This window comes from Bianquea renquensis (assembly GCF_014384895.1).
In the GTDB taxonomy this organism is placed as follows: Bacteria; Bacillota; Clostridia; order Lachnospirales; family Bianqueaceae; genus Bianquea; species Bianquea renquensis.
On sequence record NZ_JACRSQ010000008.1, the window covers coordinates 120,782 to 140,230 of the forward strand.

General features: G+C 51.1%; 18 protein-coding genes. All 18 read left to right on the top strand.

Annotation, left to right across the window (positions count from 1 at the left end; genetic code table 11):
- Positions 1-22 precede the first annotated feature (22 nt).
- The 18 genes from H8730_RS07385 (at position 23) to H8730_RS17860 (ending at position 19,061) form a co-directional block, all read left to right on the top strand.
- Positions 23-493 carry a MarR family winged helix-turn-helix transcriptional regulator gene (locus H8730_RS07385; RefSeq protein ID WP_177715991.1) on the top strand — a complete coding sequence of 157 codons (471 nt, stop codon included), beginning with the start codon at positions 23-25 and terminating at the stop codon, positions 491-493.
- Positions 486-2,222, top strand: a complete 1,737-nt coding sequence (locus tag H8730_RS07390; RefSeq protein WP_177715989.1) for an ABC transporter ATP-binding protein — start codon at positions 486-488, stop codon at positions 2,220-2,222. Before H8730_RS07385 ends, H8730_RS07390 begins: the two co-directional genes overlap by 8 nt.
- Positions 2,223-2,234: 12 nt before the next feature.
- A complete protein-coding gene (locus tag H8730_RS07395; RefSeq protein ID WP_430385376.1) occupies positions 2,235-4,112 on the top strand; it encodes an ABC transporter ATP-binding protein in 1,878 nt (625 codons plus the stop codon).
- A gap of 187 nt (positions 4,113-4,299) precedes the next feature.
- Complete coding sequence (locus H8730_RS07400; RefSeq protein WP_177715987.1) at positions 4,300-4,500, top strand: cold-shock protein; 201 nt, start codon at positions 4,300-4,302, stop codon at positions 4,498-4,500.
- A 189-nt stretch (positions 4,501-4,689) separates the two neighbouring features.
- Positions 4,690-6,336: a M6 family metalloprotease domain-containing protein gene (locus H8730_RS07405; RefSeq protein WP_177715985.1), complete on the top strand. Its 1,647-nt coding sequence runs from the start codon at positions 4,690-4,692 to the stop codon at positions 6,334-6,336.
- 184 nt (positions 6,337-6,520) lie between these two features.
- Positions 6,521-7,627: an ABC transporter ATP-binding protein gene (locus H8730_RS07410; protein ID WP_177715983.1), complete on the top strand. Its 1,107-nt coding sequence runs from the start codon at positions 6,521-6,523 to the stop codon at positions 7,625-7,627.
- Positions 7,611-8,474: an ABC transporter permease gene (locus H8730_RS07415; RefSeq protein WP_177715981.1), complete on the top strand. Its 864-nt coding sequence runs from the start codon at positions 7,611-7,613 to the stop codon at positions 8,472-8,474. Before H8730_RS07410 ends, H8730_RS07415 begins: the two co-directional genes overlap by 17 nt.
- Positions 8,475-8,486: 12 nt before the next feature.
- Positions 8,487-9,299, top strand: coding sequence for an ABC transporter permease (locus H8730_RS07420; protein ID WP_249289615.1), 813 nt, complete (start codon positions 8,487-8,489; stop codon positions 9,297-9,299).
- Positions 9,296-10,396 (top strand): polyamine ABC transporter substrate-binding protein, encoded by a 1,101-nt coding sequence (locus H8730_RS07425; RefSeq protein WP_249289616.1) that lies wholly within the window; start codon positions 9,296-9,298, stop codon positions 10,394-10,396. Before H8730_RS07420 ends, H8730_RS07425 begins: the two co-directional genes overlap by 4 nt.
- A 31-nt stretch (positions 10,397-10,427) precedes the next feature.
- Positions 10,428-10,919, top strand: coding sequence for a shikimate kinase (locus H8730_RS07430; RefSeq protein ID WP_249289617.1), 492 nt, complete (start codon positions 10,428-10,430; stop codon positions 10,917-10,919).
- Between the two features lie 160 nt (positions 10,920-11,079).
- Positions 11,080-11,796 carry a L,D-transpeptidase family protein gene (locus H8730_RS07435; protein ID WP_177715977.1) on the top strand — a complete coding sequence of 239 codons (717 nt, stop codon included), beginning with the start codon at positions 11,080-11,082 and terminating at the stop codon, positions 11,794-11,796.
- Positions 11,797-11,918: 122 nt separating this feature from the next.
- A complete protein-coding gene (uxaC, locus tag H8730_RS07440) occupies positions 11,919-13,319 on the top strand; it encodes a glucuronate isomerase (protein ID WP_177715975.1) in 1,401 nt (466 codons plus the stop codon).
- A 12-nt stretch (positions 13,320-13,331) separates the two neighbouring features.
- The gene (locus H8730_RS07445; protein ID WP_177715973.1) at positions 13,332-14,111 is read left to right on the top strand and encodes an alpha/beta hydrolase; all 780 of its coding nucleotides are present in this window, start codon (positions 13,332-13,334) and stop codon (positions 14,109-14,111) included.
- Positions 14,112-14,213: 102 nt separating this feature from the next.
- Positions 14,214-14,735 (top strand): phosphatase PAP2 family protein, encoded by a 522-nt coding sequence (locus tag H8730_RS07450; RefSeq protein ID WP_177715971.1) that lies wholly within the window; start codon positions 14,214-14,216, stop codon positions 14,733-14,735.
- A 175-nt stretch (positions 14,736-14,910) separates the two neighbouring features.
- Positions 14,911-15,423, top strand: a complete 513-nt coding sequence (locus H8730_RS07455; RefSeq protein ID WP_177715969.1) for a GNAT family N-acetyltransferase — start codon at positions 14,911-14,913, stop codon at positions 15,421-15,423.
- Positions 15,424-15,438: 15 nt separating this feature from the next.
- Positions 15,439-16,506, top strand: a complete 1,068-nt coding sequence (locus H8730_RS07460; RefSeq protein WP_177715967.1) for a uroporphyrinogen decarboxylase/cobalamine-independent methonine synthase family protein — start codon at positions 15,439-15,441, stop codon at positions 16,504-16,506.
- A 13-nt stretch (positions 16,507-16,519) separates the two neighbouring features.
- A complete protein-coding gene (locus H8730_RS07465; RefSeq protein ID WP_177715964.1) occupies positions 16,520-17,725 on the top strand; it encodes a Gfo/Idh/MocA family protein in 1,206 nt (401 codons plus the stop codon).
- Positions 17,726-17,999: 274 nt separating this feature from the next.
- Positions 18,000-19,061: an ArsR family transcriptional regulator gene (locus H8730_RS17860; RefSeq protein WP_177715961.1), complete on the top strand. Its 1,062-nt coding sequence runs from the start codon at positions 18,000-18,002 to the stop codon at positions 19,059-19,061.
- Positions 19,062-19,449 lie beyond the last annotated feature (388 nt).

Sequence of the window (19,449 nt, forward strand, 5' to 3'; positions counted from 1 at the left end):
CGTCCAGCGATTGGAGGATACTATGAGGGAATGCTGGGATGACACGACGCTGGAATCACAGCTGATGACGGCGTTCATGCGGTTTCAGAGGACACGGAGGAAAGCGCCGCTGCATGAAAAATTTAACCGAAGCGAGGTCATGTTGATCGGAGCTATTATGCATCTGCAAATGGAGTCGGAGGAGCCGGTCACGGTATCCAGGTTGAGTCAGAAGCTGAGAGTGGCGACTCCCACCGTAACAAAGCTTCTCAGTGCCATGGAGGAAAAAGGAATTGTTGAGAGAACCGTCAGCCGGCGAGACCGGAGGAAGATCATTGTAAGCTTCACAGAGGCGGGACTTGAGATGGGAAAAAAGGCGCAGGAACATTTTATGCAGGATCTATCGAATCTGGTCGCTCTGTTGGGGGAAGAGGACACCAGATCGCTGATACGGATTCTGGACAAAGTGGCGGAAGACCACGATAAGAGGACGGAGGTTGGAGAGGTTGACTAAATTATTTCGATATCTAAAAAAGTATTGGCTGGCCATTGCACTAGCCATCGCGTTCGTTGTCATCCAGTGTTGGGGGCAGCTCACGTTGCCGGATTTAATGTCGGACATCGTCAACGGCATTCCGGCGGCGAGCATGAGCAACGATTTAAGTGAGCTGTATCGGACAGGGGGCAAGATGCTGGCTGTTTCTGGAGTCATTGCGGTGGTCACGATTTTGGCGACTTTATTTGCAGCTAGAACCGCTGCAGGGTTTGCAAAGGATCTGCGGCAAGCGCTCTTTGAAAAGGTGGAGAACTACTCTTTACATGAGTTCGATACCATCGGGACTGCGTCGCTGATAACGAGAACCACCAATGACGTCATGCAGCTACAGCAGTTGGTGGTCATGGGGATGCGCATGATGATGATGGCGCCGATTATGTGCATCTGGGGAATCATAAAAGCGATCGAGAGCGCACCACAGCTGACCTGGATTCTGGCCGTTATCATTGCCGCGCTGTTGGTGGTGGTCTGGATCGTGGCCAGCAAGACGATCCCTGTGTTCCAGATCCTGCAAAAGAAATTGGACCGGTTAAACCTGGTCATGCGGGAGAAGCTGACGGGGATCCGTGTCATCCGCGCTTTTAACAAACAGAGCTATGAGAAAAAACGTTTTGATGAATCCAACCAAGATCTGACGGATACGGCAGTGAGAGTCAATCGCACAGTTGCCATCTTAATGCCGGCGGTCATGATCGGAATGAATCTGGCAACGGTGGCGATCATGTGGTTTGGCTCTAAAGGGATCGATACCATGGGGTTAGAGCTGGGAACGCTAATGGCCTTTGTCCAGTACGCCATGCAGGTCATGTTCGCCATCATTGCCTGTGCCATGATCTTTGTCATGCTGCCAAGAGCGCTGGCGTCTGCCAAGCGAGTCAATGAGGTGCTGGACATGGAGACGGAGATTAAGGACCCTGATGTGAAGAGCGACGCCGAAATGAAGAGAGGCTTTGTAGAATTTAAGAACGTATCGTTCCAATATCCCGGTGCGGAGGAGCCAACCCTGCGGGACATCTCCTTCAGGACGGAACCGGGACAGGTGACGGCCATCATCGGGGGAACCGGAAGCGGAAAATCAACCATCTTAAACCTAATTCTGCGGTTCTATGATGTGACACAGGGACAGGTATCCGTCAATGGGGTGGATGTGCGGCAGTTAAGCCAAGAATGTCTCCGCGCCCAGATTTCCTATGTGCCGCAGAAACAAATCCTTTTTTCCGGGACAGTCTCAGACAATATCCGCAACGGGCAGTTGGACGCAACGGAGGAGGAGATCCGCCATGCGGCCGTTGTGGCACAGGCCGATGGCTTTATCTCCGAGATGGAAAACGGCTATGCATCTCCCATAGCACAAGGGGGGACCAATGTTTCTGGAGGCCAGCGCCAGCGTCTGGCCGTTGCCCGGGCCCTTGTCCGAAAAGCGCCGGTGTATCTGTTCGACGATACGTTTTCAGCCCTCGATTTTAAAACAGAGTCGAAGCTGCGGGCGGCTCTATTCGAAGAGACAAAAGAATCCGCGGTGATCATCGTCGGACAGAGGGTGTCCTCTATTATGAACGCAGACCAGATTCTTGTTCTGGATGACGGCTGCGTTGTCGGACTCGGAACCCATAAGGAATTGATGGACACCTGCGAAGTGTATCGGGAGATCGTAGAATCGCAGCTGTCTCAGGATGAGATCGCATAAGGGGGTGTGGATATGAGTGATAACGGAAACAAGCAGGGGATGCCGAAGGGCCCCCGCAGAGGCGGACACGGCGGCCCGGGAATGGGGCCAGTGGAGAAGCCCAAAGATTTTAAAGGGTCACTAAAGAGGTTGGTCCGCTATTTGTCTGGACATAAGGTGTCCCTATCCATCGTCATGGTGACAACGGTATTGAGTACGGTATTCACTATTTTCGCTCCCAAAGTGTTGGGGTGGGCGACCACAAGTTTATCGGAGACCATCTTCGCGCGGGCCATGGGAAATGTCCAGGCGGCCATTGATTTCTCCTATATCGGGAAGGTCCTTCTCTTCCTGTTGGGACTCTATGTCCTCAGCGCGCTCTTCCAGTATATTCAGCAGTACGTTATGGCGGGAGTATCACAGAAAGTCGTCTATGATATGCGGAAACAGATTGATGAAAAGCTGGACCGGCTCCCTTTGAAATACTACGATGGCCGGACCCACGGCGAGATCCTAAGCCGGGTCACCAATGACGTAGAGACCATCAGCAGTACACTGCAGCAGGGGCTCAGCCAGATGATTTCTGCCATCGCAACGCTGGTCGGGATTCTGATTATGATGCTGTCCATCAGTCCGCTGTTGACGCTGATTGCCCTGGTGATTTTGCCGCTGAGCGCCATTGTGGTAAGCCTGGTGGTGTCAAAATCTCAGAAATATTTCATGGGCCAGCAGCGTCATTTAGGGGAAGCCAATGGACATATTGAGGAGATGTACACGGGCCATACGGTTATCAAAGCCTACGGCTTGGAAACGAAATCCATCGATGAATTTCAGGGGATCAATGAAAAGCTCTACACGACGAGCTGGAAATCCCAGTTCATTTCGGGAATTATGATGCCGCTGATGAATTTTATCGGCAACTTAGGCTTTGTCGGAGTTTGCGTCATCGGCTGTATTCGCGTCGTGAATGGGCGCATGGTTTTGGGCGACGTACAGGCCTTTATCCAGTATGTCCGCAACTTCACACAACCTATCGTGCAGACGGCGCAGATCGCCAATGTAATCCAGTCCACCATTGCGGCGGCGGAAAGAGTGTTTGAGGTTCTAGATGAGCAGGAAGAAGCGCCTGACAGCGAGACAACGGCCGTACTGGAGAATCCTCAAGGAAATATTCGCTTCGAACATGTCGACTTCGGCTACAGCGACGACGATATTTTGATACGGGATATGAACATCGAGGCAAGAAAAGGCCAGACCATTGCCATCGTGGGGCCGACCGGAGCTGGCAAAACGACGCTGGTTAACTTAATTATGCGTTTCTATGAGATTCAGGGTGGGCGTATCCTCGTGGATAATGTGGACATTCGGACAATGACAAGAAATGATCTCCGCACTCTGTTTGGAATGGTGCTTCAAGATACATGGCTATTCTCCGGTACGGTGGAGGAGAACATCGCCTATGGCTGTGAGGGGGCGACCCATGATGATGTAGTCAAAGCCGCAAAGGCCGCCTTCGCCGATCACTTTATTCGAACTCTTCCCCAGGGATACAATACGGTGCTCAATGAAGAGGCATCCAATATCTCCCAGGGGCAGAAGCAGCTTTTGACTATTGCGCGGGCGATTTTGGCGGATCCTCCTATGTTAATTTTGGATGAGGCGACCAGCAATGTGGATACCCGAACGGAGGCACACATCCAGAAGGCTATGGATCGACTGATGGAAGGGCGCACGAGCTTTGTCATCGCCCACCGGTTATCCACCATACGGGATGCGGATTTGATCCTTGTTATGAATCACGGCACCGTGATTGAGCAGGGAAATCACACAGAGCTAATGAAGCAGGGCGGATTTTATGCAGATCTCTACAATAGTCAATTCACAACGCGGGATGGAGAAGAGATCGCTTAAATTGAAATAAGTTGATCCACTAAATGATGAGGGATTTGACGGACCAGCACCCTAAATTTCTATAAAATTTCCAATTTTGGGATTAGCCGCTTGACAAATTTGTGCAGATATGATATTATGGACACAATCATAAGACGTATGCTTTTATGATACAAATTCATTTTTCATCTTTCAGGAGGACTTTTTAATGAAGACAGGTGTTGTTAAGTGGTTCGATTCTAAGAAGGGCTTTGGTTTCATCTCCGTGGACGGGGGAGACGATGTATTCGTTCACTTCACAGCAATTCAGGGCGAGGGCTATAAGACGCTTGACGAAGGCGCTCAGGTTGAGTTCGAGATTGAAGAAGGCCCCAAAGGACCCCAGGCAAGCAATGTAGTGAAGTTATAATCTGACAACGCTGGTATTCGTTTGATATATTCATAGATCGAGAGTTCTAGTCAATATACGAGAACGGTTATACATGCGAACGAGATTGTACAATCAAGGGGACGTTGCGCGGGAAGCTGCGCGGCGGTCCCCTTCTTGATATCTGTCGTTTCAGAGGGAGAGCGTTCTGAGGTGTGGGGGAGAGGGAATGTGAAGGCAAAAAAGTTGGTGCAGGGCGGGCTGGTGTTGCTGCTGTTTATCACGGCGGTGGCGCCAGTGTGCGCAAGGGTTACGGTCACACACACGGGGGATACGTTTTTTGATGGCCCCTATATGCAGACGAAAGGGACGGCCAGTCTGTTGGTCATACCGGTTGACTTTCCAGATGAGCCCAGCATGACGGGGTCCACGTCGCAGTTGAACGAGATTTTCTTTGGAGGCGGAGGTTCAGCCCTTGCCTCTGTGGCGGACTACTATAGCAGGTCCTCCTATGGAGAGCTAGCCATAACCGGACAAGTCCAGGAGTGGTATCGGGCGAAGCATGACCGGAGCTATTATAGCAAAGAGGGGGATCAGGTTTTCATCGAGGAGATTTTGGAGGCTATGATGGCGAGAGGGGTGGACTTGAGCCAGTATGACAGCGATGGGGACGGCGTGCTCGACGGCTTATGTCTGGTCTGGACAGGACAGCCGAAATCCGACAGCTCCGTCTGGTGGCCCCACAGCGACACGTTTTACTGGAATTTTCAGATGGGTGGCGTGCGCATCGGCAGTTATAGCAGCCTGTCCTTTCAACACTTGACAAGAGGCTCCGCGAAGCAACGGAACACAGCCCTTCATGAGACAGGACATCTGCTCGGACTTCCCGACTATTACGACAGAGTTCCGGAGTCGGGAAATTCGGGGGGATGCTTGTCGGCGGATATGATGGACCAGAATCAAGGCGACCACAACGCATTTTCTAAGATGCTTCTAGGGTGGGTCAAACCGGCTGTGGTCACTGCCGATACCCAGATTACCCTTCGCTCGATTTCACGGGAAGCATCGGCGGCGGTGATTGTCCCTCGAGGTTGGGATGGGAATTATCTGTCAGAGTATTTTATGATCGAATACGTGACGCCGGACGGCAACCACAGGGATATCTCCTGTCCCGAGGGAGGGGCAGTCCGCATCTGGCATATCAGCGCCGCCACTTCAAAGTGGACCTATGACGCGACTTCCGGAATGTTTATGAATGATAATTCGGAGACGAAGGATAAGCTCATCGTGATCGCGGATCCGGCCCATTCCTGGTATCAGGAGGGGGAGAGCCTTACAGCGGACAAGACATGTTTAAACGGAGGCGAGACGACGGGGATCGCCGTACAGGTACAGCGCATTACAGGCGATGAAGCGGTTCTCTCCGTTACATATGGGAGAGATGGAGCCGCCTCCAATCAGAACAGTGACAGCCGGCAAGAGAATTCTGCAATGGCAGGCGAATCCTCCATCCCACCGCGGGACAGTGAGGATCCCCAGAGCCAGAGCCGTGAGACAGAGAGCTCGGAGGTGCAGTCGGAACCGCCGGTTGACCAGGTGTCAACCCCTGAGGGGGCCACACCCGCGTCTCCAGCGGAGGAAACCAGCCATGAGCCCAGCCCGCCACAGGACGTGGAGGGGGAGGGTGTGGGGCAAGGGAGCACAGACGGGCGCGATAGCACTGAGCCGGTATGGGACAAGTCCGAGAATGCGGAGGTAGAGGCCGGCGCTGCTGGGGCGATTCTGATCACGGTGGTCTTAGTTTTGTTAATCTGGCTGATAATTCGACCAAAGCCAAAGCGGAAAAAGAGGAAAGGCTCGAAACGACACAAAAGATAAGTCCCCTTTGTTTTCGGCAATGTTTCGGAAAGGAACAATCCCATATCGGAAAAATGCACCGACGATAGAGAAATATGGCGGGAACCTTGTCTTTTTTGTATGTTGACAATGTTTACATTTGGATGTATCATCTAAAGAAATGAATTTTAATCCTTAAGAAAATTCAATAAAGGGGAGAGGGGATATGGGCGATGTGATTTTACAGCTGGATGGGATCGCCAAGCGCTTTGACGAGACCGACGCCCTCCGCGGGATTAGCCTCGATGTCGAAAGGGGAGAGTTTATCACATTTCTCGGACCAAGTGGCTGCGGCAAGACCACCATGCTTCGGATCATCTCCGGGCTAGAACATCCTGACCGCGGCCGGGTCATTTTACAGGGCCAGGATGTAACGGACACAGAGCCTAACCAGCGAAACGTACATACGGTATTTCAGAATTACGCGCTATTTCCTCATATGAATGTGGCGGCCAATATTGGATACAGCTTAAAATTGCAAGGGGTTAAGAAGCAGGAGATCCGGGAGCGAGTCGAGGCCATGCTGGAACTGGTACAGCTTCCGGGATTTGCCAAGCGAACGCCGCAGAAATTGAGCGGCGGGCAGCGCCAGCGGGTGGCAATCGCGCGGGCTCTGATTGACAATCCAGACCTTCTGTTGCTGGACGAGCCATTGGGCGCGCTGGATTTACAGCTGCGCCGTCAGATGCAGACAGAGTTGAAACGCCTTCAAAAGCGGTTGGGCATAACATTCCTATATATCACCCATGATCAGGAGGAAGCCATGAACATGTCAGACCGGATCGTGGTGATGAACGAGGGAACATTCGAGCAGATCGGAACGCCGGCGGAGATCTATGAGCGGCCCGCTACCAGTTTTGCTGCGCAATTTATCGGCACTGCAAATATTTTCCATGGGCGCGTGGAGCAGCTGCAAGGTGACGCCGCCCAGATTTTGACGGATGAACAGATGATTCTTGCAGAAAGGGCGGAAGGGCTGGCCCCGCAGGAGCCGGTCACCGTGGCTGTCCGGGGAGAAAAAATTCGCCTTCACCGGCAACCGCAGCCAGGCTTCACCCTGGCGGGCGTTGTCCGCGAACATCACTATAGCGGCGGTATCCTGCGAATGATCATCGGCGTGCCGGGAAGCGGTGGGGAGCAAGAGGTTGTGGCCAGCCATCAGGGGATGGAGTCTGCCTTCCAGGTGGGAGACGCTGTTTATCTGGACTGGGAGCCCGCAGCGGGAATCCTTGTTGATCGGAAAGGGGCGAGGCGCAATGGAGAAAAGGCGTAGGCACGACGGCAGTTTTTTTCTGGCAATGCTTCCGCTGTATGTGACGACCCTTGTATTTGTCCTATTGCCGGTCCTATACGTAGTGGCGTTGAGCTTTATGAAGCGGGATGCCACCTGGGGCGTCACGTCAGAATTTACATTGGAGAATTATATCCGGCTGTGGGATCCCATCTACCTGAAGGTTTTGCTGGACTCCTTAAAAATAGCTGTGAAGACGACGTTGCTGGCTCTTGCCATCGGATATCCCTTTGCATATTGTATGGCGAAGCTCCCGCCTCGCAAGCGGGGGATTGTCATGGTATTGGTCATTGTCCCCTTCTGGACCAACGCCCTTGTGCGGATTTATGGATGGATGATTTTGCTGCGGGCCAACGGCGTTGTGAATACCCTTTTGCTGGAAATCGGCATTGTGGATGTGCCGCTAAAGCTGCTGTACACCGACGGGGCGGTTCTGTTGGGGATGGTCTATTCCCTCCTTCCTTTTATGATCCTGCCCTCCTATACGTCCATAGAAAAGATGGATTGGTCTCTTGTGGAGGCGGCCAGGGATCTGGGGGCGGGGAAGATGCGCGCCTTTCTGACCGTGACGCTGAGGCTGACGCTGCCGGGGATTCTGTCCGGCTGTGTGCTGGTTTTTGTTCCGTCCATGGGACTGTTTTTTATATCCGATTTGTTGGGGGGCGGCAAGGAAGTCCTGATGGGAAATCTGATTCAAAATCAGATCTTGACGGCTCGAAATTGGCCTTTTGGCGCTGCGCTCTCCGTAGTGATGATGCTCATGACCTTGCTCTTTTTATTTGTCTATCGAAAATCGACGAAGCAGAGCCAGCCAGAGGGCATGGCATAGGGGGCGAAGCAGATGAAGGGCAAAAAGCATACGCAGCGGCGGTGGGGATCGGGAATCTATTTGGGGGTGATCCTGGCACTCATGTATATTCCTATCGTTCTCGTCATCGTCTATTCTTTTAATAAGCAAAAGATATCGGCGGTCTGGGGTGGGTTTTCGCTGGACTGGTATCGGGTTCTATTCCATGATCAACAGATGATGGGGGCGCTGTGGAACAGCCTGAAGCTTGGAATCAGCAGCTGTCTCATTTCCGGCGTCATTGGCACGCTGGGGGCTGTGGGCATGACAAAGGGGAGGTTTCGCACGGCGGGGGCGATTGAGAGCATTGCCACCTTGCCCATCATGATTCCAGAAATCATATTGGGGATTGCGTTTCTCACCTTTTTTTCCTTCGTGGGAATTCCCTATGGGATGCCGGCCATGATCATCGGCCACTGTACCTTTTGTATCCCCTATATATTCATCAATGTGCGGACCCGCCTTCTGGGAATCGATCCTTCCATCGAGGAGGCAGCACGGGATCTGGGCGCAGGCGGGGGGCGGGTATTTTGGGATATCACCCTGCCGCTCATCGCACCGGGAATTTTGTCCGGGATGTTGCTGGCCTTCGCCATGTCTCTGGATGATGTCATCATCAGCTTTTTTTTGGCGGGGCCAACCAGTACGACGCTGCCGGTGCGGGTTTATTCGCAGCTGAAGACTGCGGTGACGCCGGAGATCAACGCGCTCTGCACTCTGACCATGGGCGTTACCTTTTGCATTGTCATTGTATCCCAGATTTTGGGGTCCAATAAATTTAAGAGAAACAGGAGAGAGGAATTATGAAGAAGCTGTTAGTCGGATTTATGATAGCGGCCATGGCTATGACTCTGCTTGTGGGATGCGGCAGTGCAGGCGATTCCAGCCAGCCGTCTACAAACAATGGCGCAGAGGGGAAGACAGATGAAGAGAAGGTTCTGAACATCTTTACATGGGCGACCTACTTCCCTGACGATATTCTAAAGTCCTTTACGGAGGAGACGGGGATTGCGATCAATTACAGCAATTTCAGTACCAACGAAGAGATGCTGTCCAAGCTGGAAACGGTGCAGGGCGGCGAGTACGATATTGTTCTGGCGTCCGATTACATCGTTAAGATGGCCATCGATAAGGGGCTGGTGAAAAAATTGGACAAAGCCCAGATCCCCAACTATGACAACTTAGATCCCTCCTATCTAGGAAATTATTTTGATCCCGACAACGAGTACACGGTACCCTACGGCGTAGGAACGCCGCTTATTGTCTATGACCCCAGCCGTGTGGATGTGGAGATCAAGGGGTATGCGGATCTGTGGAATCCAGCGCTGAAGGATTCCCTGGTGTTGGTCAACGATGCTCGAAACATCCTCGGCATAACGCTGAAAACCATGGGAAAATCTTTAAATGAAGAGGACTCCGCGGTACTGGAGGAGGCCAAGTCCAAACTTATGGAATTAAAGGACAATGTCCGGGTTTTGGACTACGACACGCCGTACAACAAACTGTTGGAGGGGGAAGCCACCGTGGGCTATATGTTTACGTCCCAGGCGGCCACCTGCCTGACGGTGAATCCTGATTTGAAAGTCGTCTACCCGGAAGAAGGGCTGGGATTTGGAATCGACGCCATCTTTACTCCCAGCAACGCACCTCATGAAAAGAACGCCCATGCCTTTTTGAATTACATTTTGCAGGGGGAAGTGGCAGCGGACATCTACCCACAGATCCTATATCTGTGCCCCAATAAGGCTGCCTATGAGTTCCTGCCGGAAGAGTATACCAGCAATTCAGCCATCAATATTCCAGAGGAAAATCGGAAAGATGTTGAGTTTATCCAGGTCATCAGCAACGAGGCCTCGGATCTGTATAACAGTATCTGGACGGAGTTTGTGCAGGCCGTCGGATAAGGCAGCGGGCGAAAGGGGATCAGCTGTAACCGTGAAAAATATTGTGTTGATTGGAATGCCTGGCTGTGGGAAGAGTACCGTGGGGGTTATCCTGGCGAAGACAATAGGAGCAGAGTTTGTCGATACGGATTTGGTTATCCAAAAGCGGGAGGGACGTCTGCTTCAGCAGATCTTGGACACTCGCGGGGTCAAGGCATTTCTAGAGGCGGAGGAAGCGGCGGTTCGATCTCTAGCGTGTCATCAGACTGTAATCGCAACTGGCGGAAGCGTGGTGTACAGCGAGGCGGCCATGGAGCATTTGCGGCGAGACGGCACGATCATCTACCTTCAGCTTTCCTATGAAGAGATGATGCGCCGTCTCGACAACATCACAACCCGGGGCATCGTCATACCCGAAGGAAGCACAATGCGGGATGTGTTTGACCAGCGCTCGGGGCTGTATGAGCGCTATGCGGATGTGACCCTGCCGTGCAGCGGGCGCACTGTGGAGGAGACGGTGGAGGCAATTGTAAAGGCAGTTTGACACAAAAACAATCACCACGCTATGACAAGTGAAAGTGCTTGCCAATGGCGTGGTGATTGAGTATAGTGGGTTGGGATTCGTCTGTCACAATGGGGAAAATGAATGGATTCAGGTATTCCGGCATATAGTATAGGAGAACTTCGTATCAGGAGGAATCCCTGTGAGAAAAAAGCCGTCCTGTTTGAGAAAATCCATACCGATTGTGGTATGCCTGGTTGGCTTCTATATTCTGGTGCAGCTGGTCACCCAGCCGGATGGCATATTGGAAGCCGCATCCGGGCCGGCAGGAGCGCAGAAGGAAGAGTATTATATCTATGTGGATCTGAATGAAGATCAGCTCTATCTCTATCAGAATGGGCAACTGGTAAAGACCTTTCCCTGCAGTGGCGGAAAATACACAACGCCGTCGCCCCTTGGAACCTGGAAGATCGTGTCGAAAGATACCTGGAACGAGGGATTTGGGGGGACATGGATGGCGCTCAATGTCCCATGGGGGCAATACGGAATCCATGGAACGGATGAGCCGTGGACGGTGGGAAGCAACGCCTCGAAGGGCTGTATCCGGATGTACAATGAGGACGCGGAGGAGCTGAGAAAATTGGTTCCCTATGGCACCTATGTTACCATCGTAAAGGGCACCTACGGGTATTTTGGCGATTCCTACCGCACGCTGAAAAATGGACATATTGGATCCGATGTGTATGCTGTTCAGATCCGCCTTGGACAGCTGGGATATTATATGGGAACGCCCGATGGAAAGTTTGGGGCGGGCCTGTCAGATTCGGTAAAACGATTTAAGCAGGACCACCAGCTTGGCAGCACACCCGTCGTTGACGAGGCGACCTATGAGGCAATGGGATTCTTTCCTTTTGAATAGAGTACCCGCATAGGGGCCGAAAGTCCAGCCTAAGTACTTTTGGCGTATCCCAACAAACCATAGCAGGACAAGGGTGGAAATCCCTTGGTATAAAATTTACGCGACGAGAAAGGATTGCAGCGATGAGAGACTTTATGGATGACAATTTTTTGTTGGATACGCCAACAGCGGTGGAGCTATACCATCAGACGGCGAAGAGGCAGCCGGTCATCGACTACCATTGTCATTTGAGCGCAAGCGATATTCTGGACAATCAGCCCATCTCCGACCTATACACGCTGTGGCTTGCCGGCGACCACTATAAGTGGAGGGCAATGCGCGCGGCTGGAATTCCAGAGCGGCTGATCACAGGGGATGCGGATGGATACGAGAAATATTTGGCGTACGCGAAAATGATGCCGGAAGCCATTGGAAATCCTCTGTATCACTGGACGCACCTAGAGCTTCGCCGGTATTTTGGAATCCAGGATTTTCTCTGCCCGGAAACGGCGGAGAGTATCTGGCGCCAGGCGGAGCGGAGAATCGCCCAGGGAGGATTTACCCCCCGGGAGCTAATCCTGCGGTCCAACCTGTATGCCCTGTGCACCACGGAGGACCCAAGCGCACAGCTGAGAGAACACGCAGAGCTAGCCCAGTGTAAGGACTTTCCTGTGAAAGTGTTGCCGGCTTTTCGACCCGATGGAGTCCTTCATATAGAAGAGAAGGGATTTGCCAGCCGCGTGCAGAATTTAGGGACAGCCGCGGGTATTAAAATTGTGAACCTGGCATCCCTGAAGGAAGCGCTTGTCCGCAGAATGGATTATTTTGTGAATTTTGGCTGCCCTGCCAGCGACATGGCTTTTGAAAAGATGCCCTGTGCCCTGACGGATGTGAATTCGGTGGAGATGATCTTCCAGGCGGCGCTGTCTGGCAAAAGGCTGACGGATAGGGAAGCGGAGCAGTATTCCACTCATATGTTGCTATTTCTGGGGAAAGAGTATCACCGGAGAGATTGGGCTATGGAGATCCATCTCGGCGCCATGCGCAGCCAGAATACCAGACGGGTCCAGGAGGTCGGCTATGCCAGCGGATTTGACTCCATCGGGGACTGTGAAATGGAAGCTCCGCTCTTTCATTTTTTGGACGAGCTTGAGAAAGACAGGGCGCTGCCGAAAACCATCCTTTTCTGTGTGAATTCCAAAGACAGCGATGTCTTCGCGTCGATGATTGGAAATTTTCAGTCGGATCGGTGGCCGTCTAAGATGCAGTACGGAACGGCGTGGTGGTTCCAGGATCACCGCGCAGGCATGGAAAGACAGATGCGCGATTTAGCAAGCCAAGGGTTATTAGGCGGGTTTATTGGCATGTTGACAGATTCTAGAAGTTTCCTTTCCTATTCGAGGCATGAGTATTTTCGGCGTATCCTGTGCGGTATGATCGGGCGTTGGGTAGAAAATGGGGAGTATCCGTCGGAGAGAAAGCAGCTGACGCGGCTAGTGGAGAATATTTGTTTCCACAATGCGAAAGAATATTTTAATCTTTAGGGGGAATGACAGATGGCGTTGCTTCATGTAAACTATTTTTCCAATGTGCTGGGGATGTGTATGAATATGGATGTGATTCTTCCACAGCAAACCAAAGGGCAGATCGGGATGGAAGGCGCGGTGAACAGCACTTCCTATCCGACGCTGTATCTTCTGCACGGCATGAGCGATGATCATACGATCTGGCAGAGGCGCACGTCCATTGAGCGCTATGTGAGCGATATGGGCATCGCCGTTGTAATGCCCACGGTGCATCTTGGATGGTATACGGATATGGTTCACGGTCGAAAATATTGGACGTTTATTTCGGAGGAGCTGCCCGCAATCTGCCGGTCCTTTTTTCCCAATCTGTCGGACAAGCGCGAGGAGACATTCGCCGCTGGGCTGTCCATGGGAGGATACGGCGCCTTGAAGCTGGGGTTGAGGGCCGGTGATACCTTTGGAGCTGTGGCCTCCCTTTCCGGAGCTGTGGACATCGCCACATTCTTTGACAGCTACACTAACGATTCGCTCTTTTTCGATATATTTGGCTCCAAGGAGAGGGCGACAGGCAGCGATGATGACCTGTTCGCCCTGGCGGACAAGCTGGCCAGGTCTGGAAAGCCATTGCCGAAACTTTACATGTGGTGTGGAACAGAGGATCCCCTGTATGCGGATAATGCGAAGCTGCGGGATAGCCTGCGAACCCTCGGTTACGATTTAACCTATGAGGAGTCGGCGGGAAATCACAGCTGGACGTACTGGGATGAGAAGATCCAGACGGTACTTCGCTGGCTTCCCCTCGGAAAATAAAGCAGCCCCTTGCCTTTTTTGCTGGCTCGTGGTACAATTTCCATGCCGCAGTTTCTGCGGCAAAGCGCAGTGACTCAGAGAGTTTACGGATAGGATAAGGGAATGAGAAGTATGCGATGGATACAGACAGTTGACAATCAGATACTGGGATTTATTCAAAATCACATCCGGTGTAGGTTTCTCGACCGTGTGATGCCGGTTTTGACCTCCCTGGGAAATGGCGGTGCGATTTGGCTGATCATTACGGCGGTTTGGCTTGCCCGGGCCGGCACGAGACGCATGGGATTTCTGCTGTTGGCGGTACTGCTGGTATGCGTGGCGGTGGGAAACTTCGGGATCAAGCTGGTCGCGGCCCGGAAGCGGCCGTGTCATACCGATACGGAGTTTGAACTTCTGATCAACAGGCCATCGGATTTTTCGTTTCCTTCCTGTCATACCATGTCGTCCTTTGGCGCAGCTGGCGTGATTGTGTCAATATATCCCCTTTGGGGCATCGCCGCTTTGGCACTGGCGGCGGTCATTGGATTTTCCCGGCTGTACCTATACGTCCACTACCCATCGGATGTGGTAGCTGGGCTGGTGCTGGGCTTGCTGGCGGCCGGCTTCATCGTATATTTTGTATAGACGGCTTATGGCTATGGCAGATGGCACAATATACGATTTTACTAATGACTGTACGATTTTATATAGCCATGAAGCTGACGTATTTAGTATAATAAACGGTAGTTCTCCGCTTGCTCTCTGTTTATAATACATCCGTACGGCGGATGGTATAAAGGGAAAGGAGACGAGAATACGGATGGAATCCATTGTATTGAAACAATATAAAGAAAAGGACGGCGCTGCGGCCAGCGAAATCTGGAACCAGGTGGTGGAAGAGGGACTCTATTTCCCAGGGGACAGAGTATTGCCGGTTGAAGAAGCGAACGCGTATTTTCTGGAGCAAACCGATACGATTACCGCGTGGCGCGGGGATGAGATGGTTGGACTGTATATCCTGCATCCAAACAATATCGGGCGCTGTGGTCACATCGCCAACGCTTCCTATGCTGTGCGCCAGGGCGAGCGAGGACAGGGCATTGGACGCAGGCTCGTGGAGGATTCGCTGCTGCGGGCTAAGGCTCGAGGTTTTCTGGGGCTACAGTTCAATGCTGTGGTGGCGACAAACACAGGCGCCATGGCGCTGTATGAGAGCATTGGGTTTCAGCGACTGGCGCGGGTTCCAAAGGGGTATCACGCAAAGGATGGCGGGTACTTGGATACATATATCTATCTGTATTCCTTTTGTGATGATCAGATGGATAACTTTTAAGAGGAGGCGCGAGGCATGACCCCAGCACAACGGGTTTATGCGGTATTGCGCGGGGAGATACCAGATCAGGTCCCCTTTACCGTGTATGAATATTTAATGGACGGGTTTCCTTTTGAGCAGTCGCTGCGGGAGCAAGGAGCCTGTGTGGTCCACCGGGTATCCTCAGCGCGGATTACCTATCCCAACGTGCAGGAGTTTTCGGAGACTGTGTATGTGGACGGGCGAAAGCACATTCGGACAGTGCGGCGGACGCCCTACGGCGATTTGACGACGCTGACGGAGCCAGCGGGGCTGACGTCATGGACGCGGGAGCACATGTTTAAAACGCCGGATGATTACAAAAAGATGGCCTTCTTATTTTCCGATATGCAGGTGACGTCCCGGTACGAGGAGCTGGCGGAGCAGGTGGCGCTGGACAGGGCAGAGCAGGATGTGATCTTTCGTGATGATATCGGGTTAGAGCCGCTCCAGAAGATCATCGACTGTATGGGAACGTTGGAGTTCTGCTATGAGTGGATGGACAATCGGGACGAGATTCTGAAATTGTATTCGATTCTTCGGGACAAGGCAAGACTTGTCTACCCCATCATCGCGGCATCTCCTTTCCGGTTTTCCAACTATGGGGGAAATGTGACCCCGGAGATCATAGGGCGCGATGTCTTCGCTGAGTATTACATGCCGGTCTATGAGGAGGCGGCGGAGGTATTTCGGAAGTATGCGGCACTGAGCAAAAGTGAAAAAAAGTTGGGCGTGCACTTTGATGCGGACAATACGACCATCATGGATCTGATCGGTCAGACGCCGTTGGATTATATCGAGGCCTATGATATCAGTATGAGCCCTGATGTAGCCACAGCCATGGGGCAGTGGCCGGACAAGATCCTATGGCTAAACTGGCCGAGCGGTTGGCAATGCCATTCCCGTGAGGGAATCATACAGGATACAAAGGATATCCTGGACCAGGCAAAAGATCGAAGCCGGTTCATCATCGGCATTACGGAGGATATTCCGGCCGATATTCACGAGCGTAACCTGCGGGCGATTTTACAATCGATCCAGCAGTATGGACAAAATGAAAGGTAATGAGGTGTAGAAGATGGCAAAGGTAAAAGAACAGTTGAAGATTGGCGTTGTAGGCCTTGGCGGACGTGGGACTAGTCTACTGGAGGCGGTCATGATCCCTATGGAGGACATCTCCATCATCGGCGTCTGTGATAAATATGAGGATCGCCGGATGCACGCCGCTCAGATGGTAAAGGAGAAGAAGGGAAACGAGCCGCTGTGTACGGCTGACTACAAAGAGATTTTGGCGCTGGGTGAGCTGGACGCCCTTGTGGTGACCACATCGTGGGCGGACCATTTACAGCCGGCTATCGACGCTATGAAAGCCGGCAAGCGAGTTGCCATGGAGGTCGGCGGAGCCTACTCGCTGGATCAGCTGTGGCAGTTGGTTCACACGTCGGAGGAGACAGGAATTCCGTGTATGATGCTTGAGAATTGTTGCTATGGCCGGGATGAGCTGATGGTCCGCAACATGGTGGAGCAGGGGGTTTTCGGTGAGATCGTACACTGCCAGGGTGGATATCATCACGATCTGCGGCACGAGATTTCCTTTGGCCGGGAAAACCGTCACTACCGTCTGGACAATTATAAAAACCGCAATTGTGAGAATTATCCCACGCATGAGCTGGGGCCCATTGCAAAGGTTTTAAAGATCAATCACGGAAACCGTATGGTGTCTCTGAGCTCCGTGGCGTCCAAGTCTCGCGGCCTTAATGATTATTTGAAGAGAGAAAAGGGCGATGAGTATGACATCACCAATTATCCCTTTGCGCAGGGGGATGTGGTGACGACGACAATCCGCTGTGCTCACGGAGAGACCATCGTTCTCACACTGGACACAACCCTTCCCAGAGCGTATTCCCGTGGATTCCACATTCAGGGCACCAGGGCCATGTATATGGAGGACAATCGGAGCCTCTTCATCGATGGAGTGCACAATCAGTATGATTTCTGCTGGAAGGATCAGTGGAATAATGTGGAGGAATATCGGGATCAGTATGAGCATCCCATCTGGAAACAGTATCTGGCCGAGGGCATTAAGGGCGGCCACGACGGGATGGACTGGCTGGTGTTCCGCGCCTTCTTCGAGAGTGTTATGAAGGACGAAGAGCCACCTATCGACGTATACGACACGGCAGCTTGGATGTGCATCAGCGCCCTGTCAGAGAATTCCATCGCCATGGGCGGGCTGCCGGTCGCCATTCCGGACTTCACCAACGGCAAATGGATCACACGGTAAGGGCATCGGTAGGGCCTTTATAGAAGAAGTGTGTATTTGCTAAAGGGATTGACACAAAAGACCGAATTGCGAATCTCAAAAATGAATGGGCGCACCGGAAAGTCCATGGCGGGCCACAAGTCGCAAAAGCTAGTAAGGCTGTTCAGCCGCCCGAGTGGGCGGCCTTTTTTAACATATCCAGCAATGATTTCCATTATAAAAATTGTAAAGCTCTTGCATTACTCACATCTTTGTGATAATCTTAAGACATGTTGTGTGGATTGGAGTGAATAATGTGAATATCAATGAATCCCTTGGCATCCTCTATGATACCTTATTTTATAATGTGGTATATTTTAATCGCAAAGCTGTAGAAGCACGACTGAGCTCGCTTACACACAAGAAGACGGATACGATCCTATATAACTACGATTCTTTTCGGATCAAAAAAAATCTTCCGAATCCTCCCGATTCTCTCTATCCTTTTTTTCACTACAGTAAACACTTTCATTGTGTCCTCACGAAATTGGTTTTGGAAAAAACGGATTTCTTTGGGGATTCAATCTCCGATTTTTTCCAAAAGCTTGAGGACAAGCGTTTTTTTAAACAGTACGTCGTTACTCACTATCTCCATACATTTGAGGATGTCAATATGCAAAGGGTCCTTTTGGCAGAAGGCGAAAGCATTGCGAAGGCGTTAACTCTGCTGAGTGAATCTATTAAAATTGATTATTTCTATTATATGTTTTATCATTTCAATCAGCTGGCTGATCAGTTAATTTCATATTTAAAAAGTTTGCTCATCGAGGTGGAAAAATTTCATGCCAAAAATAAGGATAAAGCTGACATCATCCATACCTTCATTTCCGCAGATACCACAAGTCAAGTGAAACGGGCTTGCATGATCGATGATGAAATTAATTTTGAGAATCAAACCTATTCTGTATGTTATCTGGATCAGTATCTCATTATGAAAAGATCAACTCAGGGGAAAAAGCCTTTTGCCTTCCTTTTAGGTTGTAACTATTCGGATGTTTTATCCCAAGCCATTGATTACCGTTATATTACGATTTATTCTGTGATCAAGTCCTATGGCAATGATACCAAGCTTGATATAATACGCGAGCTGAGTAAAAAGGAGATGACGGTTTCTCAGTTGTCAAGAAAGTTGCATTTATCTCGCTCCTCCATCGGTCGATATGTGGAGGATCTGGTTGAAGAAGTTGCCATTACAAGAGTAAAAAAGGGAGGCGCTGATATTTATTTGCGCCTAAATCCGGAATATTTTATACATTCGAAAACTGTTTTTATTGACTATGTCGATAATATTTTACTTGAACTTCGGACTAATGTATGATAATCTCTATGCTGGAAGGAGTGAAGATACTATGTGGAAAAAGCCAACTGCCCATACCTTAGATGGCGGCTTGTTATCCTCTGATATTTTTTTGGCGGCACGTTCATCTTGTGGCTTAGGCTACATGAGATAAACCAATCCATCCCGCTAAGATTAGAGAGTACGTTGAGCAGACTTTGACCGTTCCATTAAAACGTAGGAGCTGTCGCACTAAATACTAATTAGTGCGCAGTGCTTTTTTTCAAAGAATAAGAGCCAGGTCTGTGCAATGATATGATACCCCTTAAGTAGACAAGGTAAATAACCAAAATCTACTTGGGGGTATTTTATGTATCGGAAATATACATCAGAAGAAAAATTAAATATTGTAGAAGGATATCTGAATGGG